The 15,958-nt window shown below is 71.1% G+C and carries 17 protein-coding genes; 9 read left to right on the top strand and 8 right to left on the bottom strand.

Annotated features, from left to right (window positions below):
- Nucleotides 1-38: 38 nt before the first annotated feature.
- Nucleotides 39-959 (top strand): NADP-dependent oxidoreductase, encoded by a 921-nt coding sequence (locus ACWEVP_RS14640; protein ID WP_452063052.1) that lies wholly within the window; start codon nt 39-41, stop codon nt 957-959.
- Here the strand turns inward: ACWEVP_RS14640 and ACWEVP_RS14635 are convergent.
- Entirely contained in the window at nt 956-1,570 is a 615-nt protein-coding gene (locus ACWEVP_RS14635; RefSeq protein WP_452063303.1) for a TetR/AcrR family transcriptional regulator, read from the bottom strand. The genes ACWEVP_RS14640 and ACWEVP_RS14635 overlap by 4 nt on opposite strands.
- A 171-nt stretch (nt 1,571-1,741) precedes the next feature.
- Between ACWEVP_RS14635 and ACWEVP_RS14630 the strand changes: the two genes are divergently transcribed.
- The 4 genes from ACWEVP_RS14630 (at nt 1,742) to ACWEVP_RS14615 (ending at nt 4,594) form a co-directional block, all read left to right on the top strand.
- A complete protein-coding gene (locus tag ACWEVP_RS14630) occupies nt 1,742-2,152 on the top strand; it encodes an SgcJ/EcaC family oxidoreductase (RefSeq protein WP_452063051.1) in 411 nt (136 codons plus the stop codon).
- The gene (locus tag ACWEVP_RS14625; protein WP_452063050.1) at nt 2,149-2,484 is read left to right on the top strand and encodes a hypothetical protein; all 336 of its coding nucleotides are present in this window, start codon (nt 2,149-2,151) and stop codon (nt 2,482-2,484) included. The genes ACWEVP_RS14630 and ACWEVP_RS14625 overlap by 4 nt, the downstream gene beginning before the upstream one ends.
- 64 nt (nt 2,485-2,548) lie before the next feature.
- Nucleotides 2,549-3,361, top strand: coding sequence for a siderophore-interacting protein (locus ACWEVP_RS14620; RefSeq protein WP_452063049.1), 813 nt, complete (start codon nt 2,549-2,551; stop codon nt 3,359-3,361).
- A gap of 9 nt (nt 3,362-3,370) precedes the next feature.
- Complete coding sequence (locus ACWEVP_RS14615; protein ID WP_452063048.1) at nt 3,371-4,594, top strand: serine hydrolase domain-containing protein; 1,224 nt, start codon at nt 3,371-3,373, stop codon at nt 4,592-4,594.
- 23 nt (nt 4,595-4,617) lie between these two features.
- Here ACWEVP_RS14615 and ACWEVP_RS14610 read toward each other — a convergent pair whose 3' ends face one another.
- Together ACWEVP_RS14610 and ACWEVP_RS14605 are read right to left on the bottom strand one after the other, a co-directional pair.
- Nucleotides 4,618-5,208: an N-acetyltransferase family protein gene (locus tag ACWEVP_RS14610; protein WP_452063047.1), complete on the bottom strand. Its 591-nt coding sequence runs from the start codon at nt 5,206-5,208 to the stop codon at nt 4,618-4,620.
- A 4-nt stretch (nt 5,209-5,212) separates the two neighbouring features.
- Nucleotides 5,213-5,827, bottom strand: a complete 615-nt coding sequence (locus tag ACWEVP_RS14605; RefSeq protein WP_452063046.1) for a DJ-1/PfpI family protein — start codon at nt 5,825-5,827, stop codon at nt 5,213-5,215.
- Nucleotides 5,828-5,889: 62 nt separating this feature from the next.
- On the opposite strand from ACWEVP_RS14605, the gene ACWEVP_RS14600 reads away from it, so the two are divergent.
- Both ACWEVP_RS14600 and ACWEVP_RS14595 read left to right on the top strand, forming a co-directional pair.
- Complete coding sequence (locus tag ACWEVP_RS14600; protein WP_452063045.1) at nt 5,890-7,227, top strand: aminotransferase-like domain-containing protein; 1,338 nt, start codon at nt 5,890-5,892, stop codon at nt 7,225-7,227.
- Nucleotides 7,228-7,375: 148 nt separating this feature from the next.
- The gene (locus tag ACWEVP_RS14595) at nt 7,376-7,681 is read left to right on the top strand and encodes a DUF4342 domain-containing protein (protein WP_452063044.1); all 306 of its coding nucleotides are present in this window, start codon (nt 7,376-7,378) and stop codon (nt 7,679-7,681) included.
- 32 nt (nt 7,682-7,713) lie between these two features.
- Here ACWEVP_RS14595 and ACWEVP_RS14590 read toward each other — a convergent pair whose 3' ends face one another.
- The 5 genes from ACWEVP_RS14590 to ACWEVP_RS14570 form a co-directional block, all read right to left on the bottom strand.
- Nucleotides 7,714-9,159, bottom strand: coding sequence for an alpha/beta hydrolase (locus ACWEVP_RS14590; RefSeq protein ID WP_452063043.1), 1,446 nt, complete (start codon nt 9,157-9,159; stop codon nt 7,714-7,716).
- 71 nt (nt 9,160-9,230) lie between these two features.
- Nucleotides 9,231-10,229: a TIGR03842 family LLM class F420-dependent oxidoreductase gene (locus ACWEVP_RS14585; protein WP_452063042.1), complete on the bottom strand. Its 999-nt coding sequence runs from the start codon at nt 10,227-10,229 to the stop codon at nt 9,231-9,233.
- A gap of 7 nt (nt 10,230-10,236) precedes the next feature.
- Complete coding sequence (gene hydA / locus ACWEVP_RS14580) at nt 10,237-11,619, bottom strand: dihydropyrimidinase (RefSeq protein ID WP_452063041.1); 1,383 nt, start codon at nt 11,617-11,619, stop codon at nt 10,237-10,239.
- Nucleotides 11,619-12,401, bottom strand: a complete 783-nt coding sequence (locus tag ACWEVP_RS14575; protein ID WP_452063302.1) for a nitrilase-related carbon-nitrogen hydrolase — start codon at nt 12,399-12,401, stop codon at nt 11,619-11,621. The genes hydA and ACWEVP_RS14575 overlap by 1 nt, the downstream gene beginning before the upstream one ends.
- 10 nt (nt 12,402-12,411) lie before the next feature.
- Nucleotides 12,412-13,971: an NCS1 family nucleobase:cation symporter-1 gene (locus ACWEVP_RS14570; protein ID WP_452063040.1), complete on the bottom strand. Its 1,560-nt coding sequence runs from the start codon at nt 13,969-13,971 to the stop codon at nt 12,412-12,414.
- Nucleotides 13,972-14,191: 220 nt separating this feature from the next.
- On the opposite strand from ACWEVP_RS14570, the gene ACWEVP_RS14565 reads away from it, so the two are divergent.
- Nucleotides 14,192-14,884 carry a response regulator transcription factor gene (locus ACWEVP_RS14565; protein ID WP_452063039.1) on the top strand — a complete coding sequence of 231 codons (693 nt, stop codon included), beginning with the start codon at nt 14,192-14,194 and terminating at the stop codon, nt 14,882-14,884.
- Nucleotides 14,881-15,861 carry a HAMP domain-containing sensor histidine kinase gene (locus tag ACWEVP_RS14560; protein WP_452063038.1) on the top strand — a complete coding sequence of 327 codons (981 nt, stop codon included), beginning with the start codon at nt 14,881-14,883 and terminating at the stop codon, nt 15,859-15,861. The genes ACWEVP_RS14565 and ACWEVP_RS14560 overlap by 4 nt, the downstream gene beginning before the upstream one ends.
- The last annotated feature ends 97 nt before the right edge of the window (nt 15,862-15,958 follow it).

Raw genomic sequence — 15,958 nt, 5'->3', positions numbered from 1 at the left:
TCGTTGCTTGTATCGAGCAACGACTTCAGGGAGGCCCCATGGCGCGCGCGATCAGGTTCGACGAGTACGGCGACGTGGAGGTTCTCCGGGTCGAGGACGTGCCGCGGCCGGCACCCGGACCGGGGCAGGTGCTCGTCGAAGTCCGGGCCGCCGGGATCAACCCGGGCGAGGCCTCGATCCGCCGCGGTCTCCTGCACGAGCGCTTCCCGGCGACGTTCCCGTCCGGCCAGGGCAGCGACTTCGCGGGCGTCGTCGCGGAACTCGGCGAGGGCGTCGAGGAGATCGCCGTCGGCGACGAGGTGATCGGCTTCGTGAACACGCGGTCGAGCCACGCGGACTACGTCGTGGCGGAGGCCTCGGACCTCACGCCGAAGCCGGACGACGTGCCGTGGGAGGTCGCGGGCGCGCTGTTCGTCGCCGGCACGACCGCCTACGCCGCGACGGCCGCGGTGTGCCCGCGAGAGGGCGACACGGTCGTCGTCTCGGGCGCGGCCGGCGGGGTCGGCTCGCTGGCCGTCCAGCTGGCGCTGCTCGCCGGCGCCCGGGTGATCGGCCTGGCGGGTCCGGCGAACCACGCGTGGCTGCACGAGCTGGGCGCGATCCCGGTGGCCTACGGCGACGGCGTGCTCGACCGGATCGAGGCGGCGGCCCCGGAAGGCGTGCACGCGTTCGTCGACACCTTCGGCTCCGGCTACGTCGAACTGGCGCTGCGCCTGGGGATCCACCCGGGCCGGATCGACACGATCATCGACCACGAGGCAGCCGCGAAGTACAACGTGAAGACCGACGGGAACACGGCGGGCGCGTCGGCCGAGGTGCTGCGCGAGCTGAGCCTGCTGGTGGCCAAGGGGTTGCTGGAGATCCCGATCGCGCGGGTCTACCCGCTGGACGAGGTGCGCGAGGCCTACCGCGAGCTGGAGCAGCGGCACACGCGCGGCAAGATCGTCCTGCGGCCCTAGTTCTTCGCCGCCAGGACCTTCAACCCGGCGAGGTAGGTGTCGAGCGCGAACTCCAGGCGTTCGGTGGCCGTCTCGGCGGTGAAGAACCCGCCGATCCGCAGCATGTTCGGGAACGCGTCGGCGGGCAGTGAGCGCATGTACGCGACCATCTGCTCGCCGCGCTTCGCGGTCTCGGCCTGGTCGATCTCGCCCCAGGTCCAGCCGCTCGCCTCGTAGGCGTACGCCTTGGCGTAGAGCGCCAGGGCGTCGCCCGCGAAGGTCGCCTGCTTGAGCGTCAGGCCGCCCGCGCGCAGCAGGGCCAGCATCGCCTCGCCCTGCCGCAGCGAACTGGGCGTGACCGGCACGGCGACGTCCCACGCCACCCGGGCGATCCCGGGGTGCGCGACCATCACCCGGATCTGGCCGCGGACCAGCTCCTTGACCTGCTCGTCCCAGCGCGCCGGGTCCGGGTCGGGGATCGGCGCCTCGGCGAGCACGGCGTCGAGCATCAGCTCCGCCAGCTCGTCCTTGCTGGCCACGTGCGCGTAGAGCGACGCCGGGCCCGTCTCGAGTTCCTGGGCGACCCGCCGCATGGTGACCGCGTCGAGGCCCTCCTTCGCCAGGACGTCCAGCGCCGTCTTCACGACGAGCTCCTGGGAGAGCGCGGGTTTCGCGGCGCGCCGGCGCGGAGTGCTGCGCCACGGAGGCGGAGGAGCGGTCACGCGAACACTGTACTTGACGCGAACAGCGTTCGTAAGTAGAACGGTGTTCGTAGAACGAACGACGTTCGTAAAGGGGATTCCATGACCACCGCCGAAACCGAAGTCCGGGCCGTGCTCGGACGCCTCACCGAAGCCTGGAACGCCGGCGACGCGACCGCGTACGGCCGGCTGTTCACCGAAGACGCGGACTACGTGACGTTCTTCGGCCTCAACTTCCCCGGCCGCGAGGCGATCGAGAGCTCGCATCGCGCCCTCTTCGAGGGGCCGCTGAAGGGGTCCAAGCTGACCGGGCGGCTCGGCGCGACGGCGAAGGTGCGGTTCGTCCGGCCCGACGTCGCCGTGGTCGTCGCCGGTGGTGGCTCGTCGCTGACCGGCGCGGACACCGCCGACGAGGGCCGCGACTCGACCGTGAGCTTCGTGCTCGTCGAGGAGGAGGGCCAGTGGCTGATCACGGCGTTCCAGAACACGCGCGTCTCGGATCCGCGCGGGTGAAGGCGCTTGCGGAGGCGTCGGGCGTGGTCGCGCGCCCGGCGGCCGAGGTGTTCGAGGTCCTGCTGCGGCGGGTGACCGGGGGCGGCTACCCGATGCGGACGGAGATCGACCGCGAGCGCGGGTTCCTCGCGGTCCAGGGCGGCTGGTGGTACCGCGGCGAATACCGCGTCACCCCGGATCCGGTCGGCGCGCGCGTCGAGCACCGGGTGGTCAACGCGGCGGCCTGGGGCCGCTGGGGTGTCCCGCTGGCCAACCGGTTCTTCCTGGGGTTCCGCGCGCGGACTTCTGTCGCTTTTGCCCGGATGCTCGAGGAACTGGGCACATCCGAGTAGGCAACCGGCGGCTGCGGCGCGTACGGTTGCTTAGGTAACCCTTAGTTCTCCCGAGGAGTTGTCGATGGCTGAAGCACCCCGGCGGTCCGGGCGTCCCGCGGTGCGGCTGCGGGTGCTGCGCACCGAGCGGCTGACCCCGCACATGATCCGGATCGTCGCGGGCGGCGAAGGCATCGCCGAGTTCACGCCCAACGCGTTCACCGATGCCTACGTCAAGGTGCTGTTCAAGGTGCCGGGCGTCGAGTACCCCGAGCCGTTCGACGTCCAGGAGTGCCGGGCGACCCTGCCGCGCGAGCACTGGCCGCGGATGCGCTCCTACACGGTCCGGGCGTTCGACCCCCAGGCCGGCGAGCTGGTCCTCGACTTCGTCCACCACGGCGACGAAGGCATCGCCGGCCCGTGGGCGGCGTCGGCTCAGGCGGGCGACGAGCTGCTGCTGTCCGGCCCCGGTGGCGCGTACGCGCCGGGCGACGAGGCCGACTGGCACCTGCTGGCCGGGGACGAAAGCGCGTTGCCCGCCATCGCGGCGTCCCTGGAGGCGCTCCCCGCGGGCGTCCCGGCGCACGCCGTGATCCTGGTGGAGGACGCCGGCGAAGAGCAGCCGCTGGTTTCGAAGGCCGACGCGCAGATCACGTGGCTGCACCGGTCGGCCGGCGGCGACGTCGCCGAGGCGGTGCGCGCGCTGCCGTGGCGCGACGGCGTCGTCCAGGCGTTCGTGCACGGCGAGGCGGGGTTCGTTCGCGACCTGCGGCGCTACCTGCTCGACGAGCGCGGGGTGCGGCGCGAGCTGCTGTCCATCTCCGGGTACTGGCGCGTCGGCAAGAACGACGAAGCGTGGCGCGAGGAGAAGGCGGCCGAACGGGCCCGCGAGAAGTAACCTCGCCGCATGGCGAACCTCAAGGTGGACGTCGACCCGGCCGAAGCCGGGTTCGACGCGGGCCGGCTGTCCCGGATCGACGCGCACTTCGACCGCTACGTCGAGAACGGCCGGTTGCCCGGCTGGCTCGCGGTGGTGAGCAGGCACGGCCGGATCGTGCACATCGGCAGCGGCGGGTACAGCGACGTCGAAGCCGGCACCCCGGTCGAGGTCGACACGCTGTGGCGGATCTTCTCGATGACGAAGCCGATCACGTCGGTGGCGGCGATGATGCTCGCCGAAGAGGGCTTGCTGGAGCTGGACGACCCGATCTCCCGGTGGCTGCCGGAGTTCGCGTCGCCGCGGGTGTACGTCAAGGGATCGGCGCTGGCGCCCCTGACCGAGCCGGCCCGCGCGCCGATCCGCGTGTGGCACCTGCTGACGCACACGGCGGGCCTGACGTACGGCTTCCACCACGGTCACCCCGTCGACGCGATCTACCGTTCGGCGGGCTTCGAGTGGGGGACGCCGCCGGGCCTGGACCTGGCGGCGTGTTCCGAGAGGTGGGCGTCGTTGCCGCTGGTGTTCCAGCCGGGAGCGGAGTGGAACTATTCGGTGGCGACGGACGTCCTCGGCCGGCTCGTCGAGGTGGTTTCCGGGCTGCCGCTGGACGAGTTCTTCGCGTCGCGCATCTTCACGCCGCTGGGCATGACGGACACGGGGTTCGTGGCTGCTTCGCTTTCTCGGCTGGCCGCGCTTTACGTGCCCTCACCGGACGGGCTGGCGCGCAACGACGCGTTCGGCCGGCTGGGGACGTCTCGCCCGGACTGCCTGTCCGGAGGCGGCGGCCTCGTGTCGTCGGCGGCGGACTATTGGCGGTTCACGGAGATGCTGCTGCGCGGCGGTGCGTTGGACGACGTCCGGTTGCTGTCCCCGCGGACGGTGTCGCTGATGGCATCGAACCACCTGCCGGGTCACGTGGACCTGGAGGAGTACGGGCGGCCGTTGTTCGCAGAGATGCCGTTCGACGGCCACGGGTTCGGGCTGGGGTTTTCGGTGCTGGAGGACCCGGTCAAGGCACGGACGCTGTCGTCGGCGGGGGAGTTCGCCTGGGGCGGCGCGGCTTCGACCGCGTTTTGGGTGGACCCGGACGAGGATCTGACGGTGGGGTTCTACACGCAGCTTTTGCCGTCGAGCACGTATCGGTTGCGTTCGCAGCTCAGGCAGCTGGTCTACCAGGCGCTGGTGGACTGAGCCGTCGGCGCGCGCGATCTCGGTCACGAATTCCGCTTGAAGAAAGAGAACTCGCGCTCCGATCCCGCTGCCGGGGCCGGGGCGAGCAGGGGCGCCTCGGGATGGTCGCGGAGCCGGACCTCCGCCTCCGCGACCCCCTCCGCGATCACCCGGCTTCCCCGCGCGTAGTCCAACAACTCCGCCACTGGGCGGTTGTCCGCCGAATACACCGCCGTGAAGCGGTCGAACCCGCGCTCCAGAGCCGCCAAGCCCAGCATGTGCAGCAACGCCGAGGCCAGCCCCACCCGGCGCCATGCCGGGGCCACCGCTATCGCCACCTCGGCCATCCGCCTGCCCGTCGCCTCGTAGCGCGCCACCGCCACTCCCGGGCCCTCCAGGCTCCGGGCCACCAAAGCGAACCGGCGTTCGTAGTCCAGTACCGTCAAGCGCTCCAGCAACCGGGGTGTCACGCGGGGTGCCGAGCCGCAGAAGCGGCGCCGCAGGGTCTCCGGGTCCGCGGTGCGGATGGCTTCGCCCAGCTCCGGTGCGTCCTGCGGGGTGAGCGGGCGGACCCGCACGCGGCGGCCGTCGCGGAGGAGGAGCGTGCGGTCGAATCCCTGCGGGGGTCTCGTCACCCGGTCACTTTAGGGCAGGTGCCAAGTACGGGGTGACGTTTCGCAGCGCCCGCGCGACGTACTCCGCCTTTTCCCCGACCGGCGCGACGTAGTGCATGGCCTCCTCCGCCGCCGCCAGGCTGTGGAGCCGGGCGATCGTCCACGTCGCCAAGTACGCCGAGGCCAGGCAGCCGCCCGCCGTGGCGACCGTGCCGCGGGCGAAGAACGGCTGGTCGAGGACCGCGACGCCGGCCGCGACCACCCACGGCTTGGTGATCAGGTCGGTGCACGCGGGTACGCCGGCCAGCAACCCCAGCTTCGCCAGCACCAGCGTGCCCGAGCACTGGGCCGCCAAGAGCTGCCGCGCGGGGTCGAGGCGGCCCAGCACGCCCATGATCGCCGGGTCCGCCACGACTTCGCGGGTCCGGGCACCGCTGCCGACGATCACGGCGTCGGCGTCGCAGGCCTCCTCGAGGTCCGCCGTCGCTTCGATCGTGACGCCGTTCATCGAGCGCACCCGCGGTGCCGGGCCGGCGATGGAGACCCGCCAGCCGGGTTCGCGGACCCGGCTGAGGACGCCGAGGGCGATCAGAGAATCGAGTTCGTTGTAGCCGTCGAAAGTCAGGATCGCGATGTGCATGCCGGCACGCTACGAGCACCGACCCAGGACAGTCCAAGAATTGTCCTGCCTACAATCCGGCCATGCGCGTACCCAAGTACAAGGGGGTCGTCGACGCCTTCGCGGCGGAGATCCGGGACGGGCGCCGCCCGGCCGGGACGAAGCTGCCCACGCACCGCCGCCTGGCCGCGGACCAGGGCATCGCCGTGGTCACCGCTTCCCGCGTGTACGCCGAGCTCGAAGCGATGGGACTGGTCAGCTGCGAGCAGGGCCGGGGCACGTTCGTGCGCGACCCCGCCGGCGCGCCCGGCGCGGCGCCCGACGAGCGGTCGGTGGCCGCCGACGCCCTCGACCTGAGTTTCAACTACCCCGCCGTGCCCGGACAGGCCGATCTGCTGCGCCAGGCCCTGCGCGACCTCGCGACCGCCGGCGACCTCGACGCGCTGCTGCGCTACCAGCCCCACCGCGGGCGCGCCCGCGACCGGGCCGCCGTCGCCCGGCACCTGCGCCGGCGGGGACTCGACGCCGGCCGCGAGCGCGTGCTGATCGTCGACGGTGCCCAGCATGGCCTCGCCGTGACGGCCATGACCCTGTTCCGGCCCGGCGACGTCGTCGCGGTCGACGCCCTGACCTACCCCGGGTTCCGGGCGCTCGCGCGCACGCTCGCGCTGGAGCCCGCGCCGCTGCCGGTGACCGCGGCCGGGCCCGACCTCGACGCCCTCGACCGGCTGTGCCGCCGCCGCGAGGTCCGCGCGGTGTATTCGATGCCGACCCTGCACAACCCGCTGGGCTGGGTGCTCGACGACGCCCACCGCGCGGAGCTGGTCTCGATCGCCCGCGCGCACGGGCTGACGATCATCGAAGACGCCTCCTACGCCTATCTCGCCGAGGACGCTCCGCCTCCGCTGGCGATGCTCGCACCCGAGGCCACCGTGTACGTTTCGGGGCTGTCGAAGAGCGTCGCGACCGGGCTGCGCTTCGGATTCGTCGTCGCACCCGCCGAGCTCGTGCCGCCGCTGGAGCGCGCCATCCGGGCGACGACGTGGAACACGCCCGCGCTGACCGCGGAAATCGCCCGCCGCTGGCTCGACGACGGCACGGTCGACCGCCTCGAGGCGCGGAAGCGCGAAGACGCCCGTCGCCGGCAGGCCGTCGCCGTCGAGGTGCTCGCCGGGCTGCCCGTCCTCGCGCACCCGTCGTCGTACTTCCTGTGGCTGCCCCTGGCCCCGGACGCGCGCCCGGACCGGATCGCGGCGGCGCTGGCGCGGCGGCGGGTCGCGGTCGCCACCGCCGAACCGTTCGCCACGACGCCGACCGTGCCCCACGCGCTCCGGCTCGCGCTCGGCTCCGTCGGGCTCACCGAGCTGCGCGACGCCCTGGAAGCCGTCCGGCAGGAGGCGGGCGCCGACGCGTTCCGCTGATCACGCGCGCCGAGTACGTCGGGAGCCCACCTCGCCGCGACGGCGTCCCGGTGACTTTCGGCCCGCGAGCGAGGACGATCAGCTCTTCGTCCGCCGCCACCGGCCCGCGCAGACTCCGGGCGCAAGCCCATCCCGAGGAGGAACGAACATGACGGTCGACAGCCCGACGGCGAAGCGGGCCGAGCGGTTCCGCGGCCAGGAACTGGTCGCGCGGGTCAAGGAGCTCATCCACCAGGGCAACGTCCGGCGGATCCGGGTCAAGAACGACGAAGGCCACACGGTGCTGGAGATCCCGGTCACAGCCGGTGTCGTCGCCGCCATCGCCGCCCCGGTGGTCACCGCGATCGGGGCGATCGCCGCGCTGGCCAAGGAATGGACCATCGAGGTCGACCACCTGACGGCGCCCGAGCAGGCGCCGGCCGAGAAGAAGCCCGAAGAGGGCACGGCCGGCTGACCCGGACGGTGACCGGGCCTGCCCGGCCACCCTCAGCCGAACGGACCCCGGTCCGGGGCGCAGACCGTGCCCCGGCCGGGGACCGAACCCGCGTCGAAGTAGCGGTCGAGCCAGGCGTCCACGCACGCGCTCTTGCCGCGCGAGCCGTGGCCGTACGTGTCGAGGCTCAGCAGGCGGGCGTTGCCCAGCAGCTTCTCGGTTCGCTGGGCTCCGGCGTACGGCGTTTCGAGGTCGCCCTGGCGGTTGGCGAGGAGCAGGATCGGCGCCGTCGGCCGGTCCCACGGACCCGCGTACCGGCCGGTGTCCGAGACGTCCCAGGTGGCGCACGGAAGCGTCTTGTAGACGTCGTAGGGGCCGAAGCCGCGTCCCACCCGGTCGGCTTTCCGCGCGTAGTCCCACCACACGGCCGGATCGCGCGGGTTCGCCGCGTCCGAACACAGCGTCGCGCCGCCGCCGAGCAGGGAGTCGACGTCCGGCGGGCCGCCCGCCGACGCCGGTGCGCGCGACGCCGGATCCGCCAGCGCGGTCAGGAAAGCAGCGAGGTGCGGAGCGGCTTGGGCGTCGGTCAAGGAGGTGTGGATCTGCGCGATCGCGCTCTGGTAGGTGACGGTGACCTGCTTGCCGGTCGTGTCCGTCACCGTGATCGGGCCCGACTCCAGCCGGTCCAGGATCCGGTCGTAGTCGAAGGCGCACCGCGAACCGCAGGCGTCCGAAAAGGACTGGAACGCGCGTGGCGCGTCTTCGTAGCCGCGCAGGCGGTAGCTCATCGGCCCGGTTCCGGCCGCCCAGCGCGCCGGGTCGTCGACCGCGTCGAGCGCCATCGAACCGACCCGGCCGGGGAACAGGTTGGCGTACGTCTCGCCGAGGTAGGTGCCGTAGGACTTCCCGTAGTAGCGCAGCTTCGGTTCGCCGAACGCTGCCCGCAGCCGGTCGAGGTCGCGGGCGATCGTGCCGGTGGAGAGGTGGTCCGCGAGCGGGCCCGCGTTCCGTTCGCAGAGGTCGGTGACGGTCTTCGTGTCGGCGATCTGCTGCTGTTCGGCGGCGCGGGTCAGCGGGAACGTGCCGAGCGCGCGCTGTAGCACCGCCGGCTGCGACGGGTCGGTGAAGCAGTGGATCTTCGAGCTGGCGCCGACGCCGCGCGGGTCGAACCCGACGATGTCGAAGCGCTCGTGCAGGAAGGGTGTCAACGCGGGCGCGAACCGGCCGGACGATCCTGGGCCGCCGGGGTTGTAGAAGATCGTGCCCAGCTTGCGGTCCTGGTCGGTGGCGGGCAACCGGCCGACCGCGACGGACACGCTGCCCAGTGAAGAGTCCTGATAGGACAGTGGGACGTCGAGGTGGCCGCACTGGTACCCGGCGGCGCAGGTGGGTTCCCAGACGATTCCGGCGGGGCTCGCCGCGGCCGCGGGCGCACTCAAGGCGACCGCGCTCGCGACGGCCCCCAGAGCCAGCGCAGCACGGAGTTTCGGAGAATTCATGCTCCGATGCTCCCGTCACCGGGACCGGGGGCGCGCTGGTGCGCGCCCCCGGAACCGGGGTAGGGCGGGCCCTACGCGGTGAGCTTCGGGATGATCTGCGAGCCGTAGGACGCCAGCGTCGCCTCCCGGTCGTCGTGCATCAGGTACAGCGAGAACTGGTCGACGCCCAGTTCCGCCAGCTCCTGCAGGCGTTCGACGTGGGCCGACGCCGGTCCCAGCAGGCAGAAGCGGTCGACGATCTCGTCCGGGACGAACTCCGTCGACGGGTTGCCCGCCTTGCCGTGGTGGCTGTAGTCGTACCCCTCCCGTTCGCGGATGTAGTCCGTCAGCTCGCGCGGCACCGCACCCGACGAGCCGTACCGCGCGACCAGGTCGGCGACGTGGTTGCCGACCATCCCGCCGAACCAGCGCAGCTGTTCGCGCTGGTGCGGCAGGTCGTCGCCGACGTACGCCGGTGCCGCGACGCAGATGGTGATGCCGCCGGGGTCGCGCCCGGCCGCGCGGGCCGCGTCGCGGACCGCGCCGATCGTCCAGCGGGCGATCGCCGGGTCCGCGCACTGGAGGATGAAACCGTCCGCGTGCTCGCCGACCGTCTGCAGCGCCTTCGGCCCGTACCCGGCCATCCACATTTCCAGGCGTCCGTTGCGGATCCACGGGATCTGCACGGTCTTGTCGTTCATCGTCACCGCGCGGCCTTCGGCGAGGTCCTTGACCACGCGCATGCAGTCGCGCACGGTGGCCAAAGTGGAGGGTGGCTTGCCGACCACCCGGTGCGCGGAGTCGCCGCGGCCGATGCCGCAGACCGTCCGGTTGCCGTACATGTCGTTGAGCGTGGCGAAGGTGGACGCCATCACCGACCAGTCGCGCGTGCCCGGGCTGGTCACCATCGGGCCCACGATGAGCGACGACGTCGCCGCGAGCACGGCGGAGTAGATGACGAACGGTTCCTGCCACAGCACGCAGGAGTCGAACGTCCAGCCGTAGCGGAACCCGGCGTCCTCGGCGTCCTTCATCAGCCGCACGACGTCCCGCGCCGGCGGGTCGGTCTGCAGCACGATCCCGAAGTCCATGGCTACCTCAATTCAGATACTGGTTGAGGGAGCGGGACAGGAACCTGCCGTGTGACGTCGACCCGGTGAACCCGTCCGGCGACACGACGACGCGCCCCCGCGACAGCACCGTGTGCACGCGCCCGGTGATCTCGAACCCTTCGTAGGCCGAGTAGTCCACGTTCATGTGGTGCGTCTCGGCCGACAGCGTCTGCGTCGCCGCTGGGTCGTAGATCACGATGTCCGCGTCCGATCCCGCCGCGATGACTCCCTTCTTCGGGTACAGGCCGAACATCCGCGCGGGCGTCGCCGAACACGTCTCGACCCAGCGCCCCAGCGTCAGCTCGCCGGCGACGACGCCCTGGTGCAGCAGGTCCATCCGGTGCTCGACGCCCGGCATCCCGTTCGGGATGGCCCGGAAGTCGCCGCGGCCCAGCTCCTTCTGGTCCTTGAAGCAGAAGGGGCAGTGGTCGGTCGACACGACGGACAGGTCGTTCGTCCGCAGGCCACGCCACAGGTCGGCCTGGTGCGACTTCTCGCGCAGTGGTGGTGAAGCGACGTATTTGGCTCCTTCGAAGTCCGGCTTGGCAAGGTCCTCAATGGACAGGTACAGGTACTGCGGGCACGTCTCCGCGAAGACGTTCTGGCCGTCGTTGCGCGCCTCCGCCACCGCCGCGAGCGCCTGCGACGCCGAGAGGTGCACGATGTACAGCGGGGCACCGGTCACCTTCGCGAGCTGGATCGCCCGCGATGTCGCCTCTCCTTCCAGCTCCGGCGGCCGGGTCAGGCCGTGCTGCACGGGGTCCGTGTTACCGGCCGCCACCGCCTGCGCCGCCAGCTGGTCGATCGCGATGCCGTTTTCCGCGTGCATCATGATCGTAGCGCCGATTTCGCGGGCTTTCTGCATCGCGAGCAGGATTTCCCCGTCCGTGGAGTAGAACACCCCCGGGTACGCCATGAACATCTTGAAGCTGCCGACCCCGCCGTCGACGCAGGCTTCCATCTCCTTCAGCGACTGGTCGTTGACGTCGGAGACGATCATGTGGAAGCCGTAGTCGATCGCGCAGTTGCCGTCCGCCTTCGAGTGCCACTTGTCCAAAGTGGACAACAGGGACGTGCCCTTGGCCTGCACGGCGAAGTCGATGATCGTCGTCGTGCCGCCCCACGCCGCGGCCGTCGTCCCGGTCGAGAACGTGTCGACGGAGTGCGTGCCGCCGAACGGCATCTCCATGTGCGTGTGCGCGTCGATGCCGCCGGGCAGCACGTACTTCCCGGTCGCGTCGATCGTCTCGTCGCCGGTCAGCGTCCCGGGCGCCCCGACGGCGGCGATGGTCTCGCCGTCGACGAGGACGTCGGCCAGCAGGGCTCCCGACGGCGAGACGACCTGACCGCCCTTGATGAGCGTGGTCATCAGGCCTCCGCGAGCGGGCCGTAGGTGTCCGGACGGCGGTCGCGGTAGAACGCCCAGGTGTTCCGGACCTCCTCGAGCAGCGACAGGTCGAGGTCGCGCACCACGACCTCGTCTTCGGTGTCGGACGCGGCGTCGCCGACCAGCTGCCCGCGCGGGTCGACGAAGTACGTCTGGCCGTAGAAGTCGTTGTCGCCCAGCGGTTCGACACCGACCCGGTTGATCGCGCCGACGAAGTACTCGTTCGCCACCGCGGCCGCCGGCTGCTCCAGCTTCCAGAGGTACTGCGACAGGCTGCGGCTCGTCGCCGAGGGGTTGAACACGATCTTCGCCCCGGCGAGGCCCAGTGCCCGCCAGCCCTCGGGGAAGTGCCGCTCGTAGCAGATGTAGACGCCGATGCGGCCCACGGCCGTGTCGAACACCGGGTAGCCGAGGTTGCCGGGGCGGAAGTAGAACTTCTCCCAGAACCCCTTCACCTGCGGGATGTGGTTCTTGCGGTACTTGCCGAGGTAGGTGCCGTCGGCGTCGATCACCGCGGCGGTGTTGTAGTAGACGCCGGGCTGCTCGACCTCGTACATCGGCACGATCAGCACGACGCCGTGGCGCTGGGCCACCTCCTGCATGAGCTGCGTCGTCGGGCCGTCGGGGATGGCCTCGGTGTAGGAGTAGTAGTCGGCGTCCTGCACCTGGCAGAAGTACGGCCCGTAGAACAGTTCCTGGAGGCAGACGACCTGGGCGCCCTGCGAGGCGGCGGTGGCGATGTGGTCGACCGCCGCCTTGATCATGGACTCCTTGTCACCCGTCCACCGCTGCTGGATCAGGCCGGCTCGAACCACGCTCACTGATTTCCTCCTTCGTTGTGGACAAGGGCATGGACAGGGCGGCGAAGACGGCGAACGCGCCGACCAGGCCGACCACCCAGTTGTAGTCGTAAAGCGGCTTGAGGAACGGGATCAGCCCGTCCGCGGGGAACGGCCCGCCATAGGCGCCGCCGACCGCGAGGACGGCCCCCACCAGCGTCGCGACCAACGCGCGCCAGTTCCAGCCGCCGCTGAACCAGTACACCCCATCGGGTGTGTAGAGGTCCTTCAGCCGCAGCTTCGTGCGGTTGATGACCCAGTACCCGGCGACGAGCACCCCGGCGACGGCGCCGAGCAGGCCGCCGTAGAAGCCGAGCCAGGCGAAGATGTAGATGTTCGGGTCGGAGTACAGCCGCCACGGCTGGATCAGGACGCCGATGACGCCGGTGATCCCGCCGCCGACGGCGAACGTGATCCGCTTCGGGAACGCGTTCGAGAAGTCGTAGGACGGACTGACGACGTTGGCCGCGAGGTTCGCCGAAATCGTCGCCAGCACCAGCGCGACCAGCGCGACGACGACCACGACCGGGCTGGTGAACTTGTCCGCCAGCTGCGCCGGGTCCCAGATGTCCTCGCCGTAGAGCACGTGCCCGCCCGACGTCGTCAGGATGGCCACGATCGCGATGAACGTCATCGTCGTCGGCAGGCCGAGGATCTGGCCGCGGACCTGCTTGCGCTGGCTGCCGCCGAAGCGGGTGAAGTCCGGCATGTTCAGCGACAGCGTCGACCAGAACGCGATCATCGCCATCAGCGCGGGCGCGAACACCTTCCAGAAGTCCGGGCCCCAGCCGAGCTTGCCGCCGTCGGACAGGATCGGGCCGAGCCCGCCCGCCTTGACCAGCACGTACCCGAGCATGATCAGGAAGCCGACGGACACCAGCGGCGCCGTCCAGTTCTCGAACCGGCGGACCGCCTCCATGCCGCGCCAGATGATCAGCATCTGCCCGATCCAGAAGACCACGAAGGACAGCCAGAGCGTCCAGTGCTGCCCGGCGACCACGGCGGAGTCGCGCCACCACGAGCCGAGCAGCCGGCCGAGGATGACGTAGATCGCCTCGCCGCCGACCCACGTCTGGATGCCGAACCAGCCGCACGCGATGAACGCGCGCAGCAGCGCGGCCAGGTTGGCGCCGCGCAGGCCGTAGAAGGCGCGGGCGAACACCGGGAACGGGATGCCGTACTTGGTGCCGGCGTGGCTGTTGAGCAGCATCGGGGCCAGCACGATCAGGTTGCCGATCGTGATCGTGATCAGCGCCTGCACCCAGTTCATGCCGAGCGCGATCAGCGACGCGGCCAGGGCGTAGCTGGGGATGTTGTGCGCCATCCCCATCCAGAGCGCGAAGTAGTTGTAGGTGGTCCAGGTCCGTTTTTCGACGGGAACGGGGGCCAGTTCCGAGTTGAAGAACCGGCTGCCTTCGAGAGACCTGACGTCGGCGGGGTCGAGCTCGACCCGGCCGTCGTCGTGCACGCGCTGGTCTGCGGGTGTCGGCGCCATTGCGGCATCCTGCGCGCCTGGTCAGCGCCGGGGCAACGGCAGTCTGTTCACTCTTCGCTGATCAGGAGTGCAGTCTGTCGATTGCGCGAACGGCCGTCGGAGTGCATGACCTGCGTCACACATCTCGGCGCAACGAACCGGCAAAGCGGGTGAAACGTCTCCACAGGATCTTCACAGTTCACGCGAACCGTCTCCACCGGGGGTGCTTAAGGTCGTGGCCATGGAACCGGGAGTGCGGCGGGTGCTGGTCGTCGAGGACGACCTCACGATCGCCGCGTCGATCGCGGCCCGGCTGCGGGCCGAGGGCTTCACCGTCGACGTCGCCCACGACGGGCCGGCGGCCGTCGAGGCGGACGCGGCCTTCGAGCCCGACCTCGTGGTGCTGGACGTGATGCTGCCGGGGTTCGACGGCCTGGAGGTCTGCCGCCGGATCCAGGGACGGCGGCCGGTGCCGGTGCTCATGCTGACCGCGCGCGCCGACGAGACGGACATGCTGGTCGGCCTGGGGGTCGGCGCCGACGACTACCTCACGAAACCGTTCTCGATGCGGGTGCTGACCGCGCGGGTGCACGCGCTGCTGCGGCGGGTCGAGCGGTCCTCGTCGGTGACGGGCACGCGGATCGTGCTGGGCGACCTCGAGATCGACGTCGACCAGCGGCGCGTCGCCCGGGCGGGGGTCGCGGCGCAGCTGACGCCGATCGAGTTCGACCTGCTGGTGCACTTCGCGCGGCGGCCGCGGGTGGTGCAGCCGCGCGAACGGCTGCTGTCGGAGGTGTGGGACTGGGACGTCCACGGCACGTCGGCGGGGACACGGGCGGTGGACAGCCACATCAAGGCGCTGCGGCGCAAGCTCGGCGCGGACCTGATCCGGACCGTGCACGGCGTCGGCTACGCGTTGGAGGCGGGAGCGTGAACCTCGTGCCGCGGCCACTGGACCGGATCCGGTCGATCAAGCTCAAGCTGGCGATCCTGATGGTGGCGTCCGGTGGCGTCGCGTTCGCGTTCTTCAACTGGCAGATCGGCTGGCTGCCGCCGAAGACGACGATCACGGCGATGGTGCTGGCGCTGGTGTTGTCGCAGGTACTGGCGCACGGGATGACCCGGCCGCTGCGGGAGATGACGGCGGCGGCGCGGGCGATGGCGAAGGGCGACTACACGCGCCGGATCCGCGCGACCACGCGGGACGAGGTGGGCTCGCTGGCGTCGGCGTTCAACCAGATGGCGGGGGACCTCGGGGACGCCGACCGGCAGCGGCGCGAGCTGATCGCGAACGTGTCCCACGAGCTGCGGACGCCGATCACGGCGTTGAGCGGGGTGCTGGAAAACCTGGTCGACGGGGTGGAGGACGCGGACCCGGCGACGTTGAAGACGGCGCTGCAGCAGACCGAGCGCCTGGCGACCTTGGTGGACGAGCTGCTCGATTTGTCGCGGCTCGACGCGGGGGCGATCCCGCTGCACAAGACGTCCTTTTGCCTCTCCTCACTGCTTTCCGAAGCGGTCTCGGAGGCGGCGTTGATCCGCGGGGTGACTTTCTCGGTGTCGGTTTCGCCACCGGACGCCGTGGTGGTGGCGGATCGCGGGCGGCTGTTCCAGGTGGTGGCGAACCTGCTGGAGAACGCGGCCCGCCACGGTCCGGCCGGCGGGTCGGTCGAGGTGCTCGCCGAGGTCCGGCCGGGTGAGGTGCGCCTCGACGTGTGCGACGAGGGGCCGGGCATCGCGCCGGCGGACCGGGTGCGGGTGTTCGAGCGGTTCACGCGGGGGGAGCGGTCGACCGGCGGGGGGACCGGGCTGGGGCTGGCCATCGCCCGGTGGGCCGTGGAGCTGCACGGGGGGACGATCGAAGCCGTGGGGGCCGGGAGCCGGATCCGGGTGACGCTGCCGGCGGGGTAGGTCGGCCCGGCGCGTCTTGAATGAGTCATTCAGGTCAGGGGGCGACGCGGGTCGCGGGGGTTTTGGCCGTTCTCGATCTCCGCGAGCCACCCGTGGA

This window comes from Amycolatopsis sp. NPDC003865 (assembly GCF_053605345.1).
The sequence above is the reverse complement of the archived record's forward strand: the minus strand, read 5'-3'. Positions and strand labels throughout refer to the sequence as shown.

What these genes read in the sequence shown, in the direction of transcription:
- ACWEVP_RS14575 (WP_452063302.1), bottom strand. Translation starts at nt 12,401, where the DNA reads ATGATCAAGGCGGCGGTCGACCACATCGCCACCGCCGCCTCGCAGGGC.
- ACWEVP_RS14640 (WP_452063052.1), top strand. Translation starts at nt 39, where the DNA reads ATGGCGCGCGCGATCAGGTTCGACGAGTACGGCGACGTGGAGGTTCTC.
- hydA (WP_452063041.1), bottom strand. Translation starts at nt 11,619, where the DNA reads ATGACCACGCTCATCAAGGGCGGTCAGGTCGTCTCGCCGTCGGGAGCC.
- ACWEVP_RS14630 (WP_452063051.1), top strand. Translation starts at nt 1,742, where the DNA reads ATGACCACCGCCGAAACCGAAGTCCGGGCCGTGCTCGGACGCCTCACC.
- ACWEVP_RS14600 (WP_452063045.1), top strand. Translation starts at nt 5,890, where the DNA reads ATGCGCGTACCCAAGTACAAGGGGGTCGTCGACGCCTTCGCGGCGGAG.
- ACWEVP_RS14590 (WP_452063043.1), bottom strand. Translation starts at nt 9,159, where the DNA reads ATGAATTCTCCGAAACTCCGTGCTGCGCTGGCTCTGGGGGCCGTCGCG.
- ACWEVP_RS14595 (WP_452063044.1), top strand. Translation starts at nt 7,376, where the DNA reads ATGACGGTCGACAGCCCGACGGCGAAGCGGGCCGAGCGGTTCCGCGGC.
- ACWEVP_RS14605 (WP_452063046.1), bottom strand. Translation starts at nt 5,827, where the DNA reads ATGCACATCGCGATCCTGACTTTCGACGGCTACAACGAACTCGATTCT.
- ACWEVP_RS14620 (WP_452063049.1), top strand. Translation starts at nt 2,549, where the DNA reads ATGGCTGAAGCACCCCGGCGGTCCGGGCGTCCCGCGGTGCGGCTGCGG.
- ACWEVP_RS14615 (WP_452063048.1), top strand. Translation starts at nt 3,371, where the DNA reads ATGGCGAACCTCAAGGTGGACGTCGACCCGGCCGAAGCCGGGTTCGAC.
- ACWEVP_RS14585 (WP_452063042.1), bottom strand. Translation starts at nt 10,229, where the DNA reads ATGGACTTCGGGATCGTGCTGCAGACCGACCCGCCGGCGCGGGACGTC.
- ACWEVP_RS14565 (WP_452063039.1), top strand. Translation starts at nt 14,192, where the DNA reads ATGGAACCGGGAGTGCGGCGGGTGCTGGTCGTCGAGGACGACCTCACG.
- ACWEVP_RS14570 (WP_452063040.1), bottom strand. Translation starts at nt 13,971, where the DNA reads ATGGCGCCGACACCCGCAGACCAGCGCGTGCACGACGACGGCCGGGTC.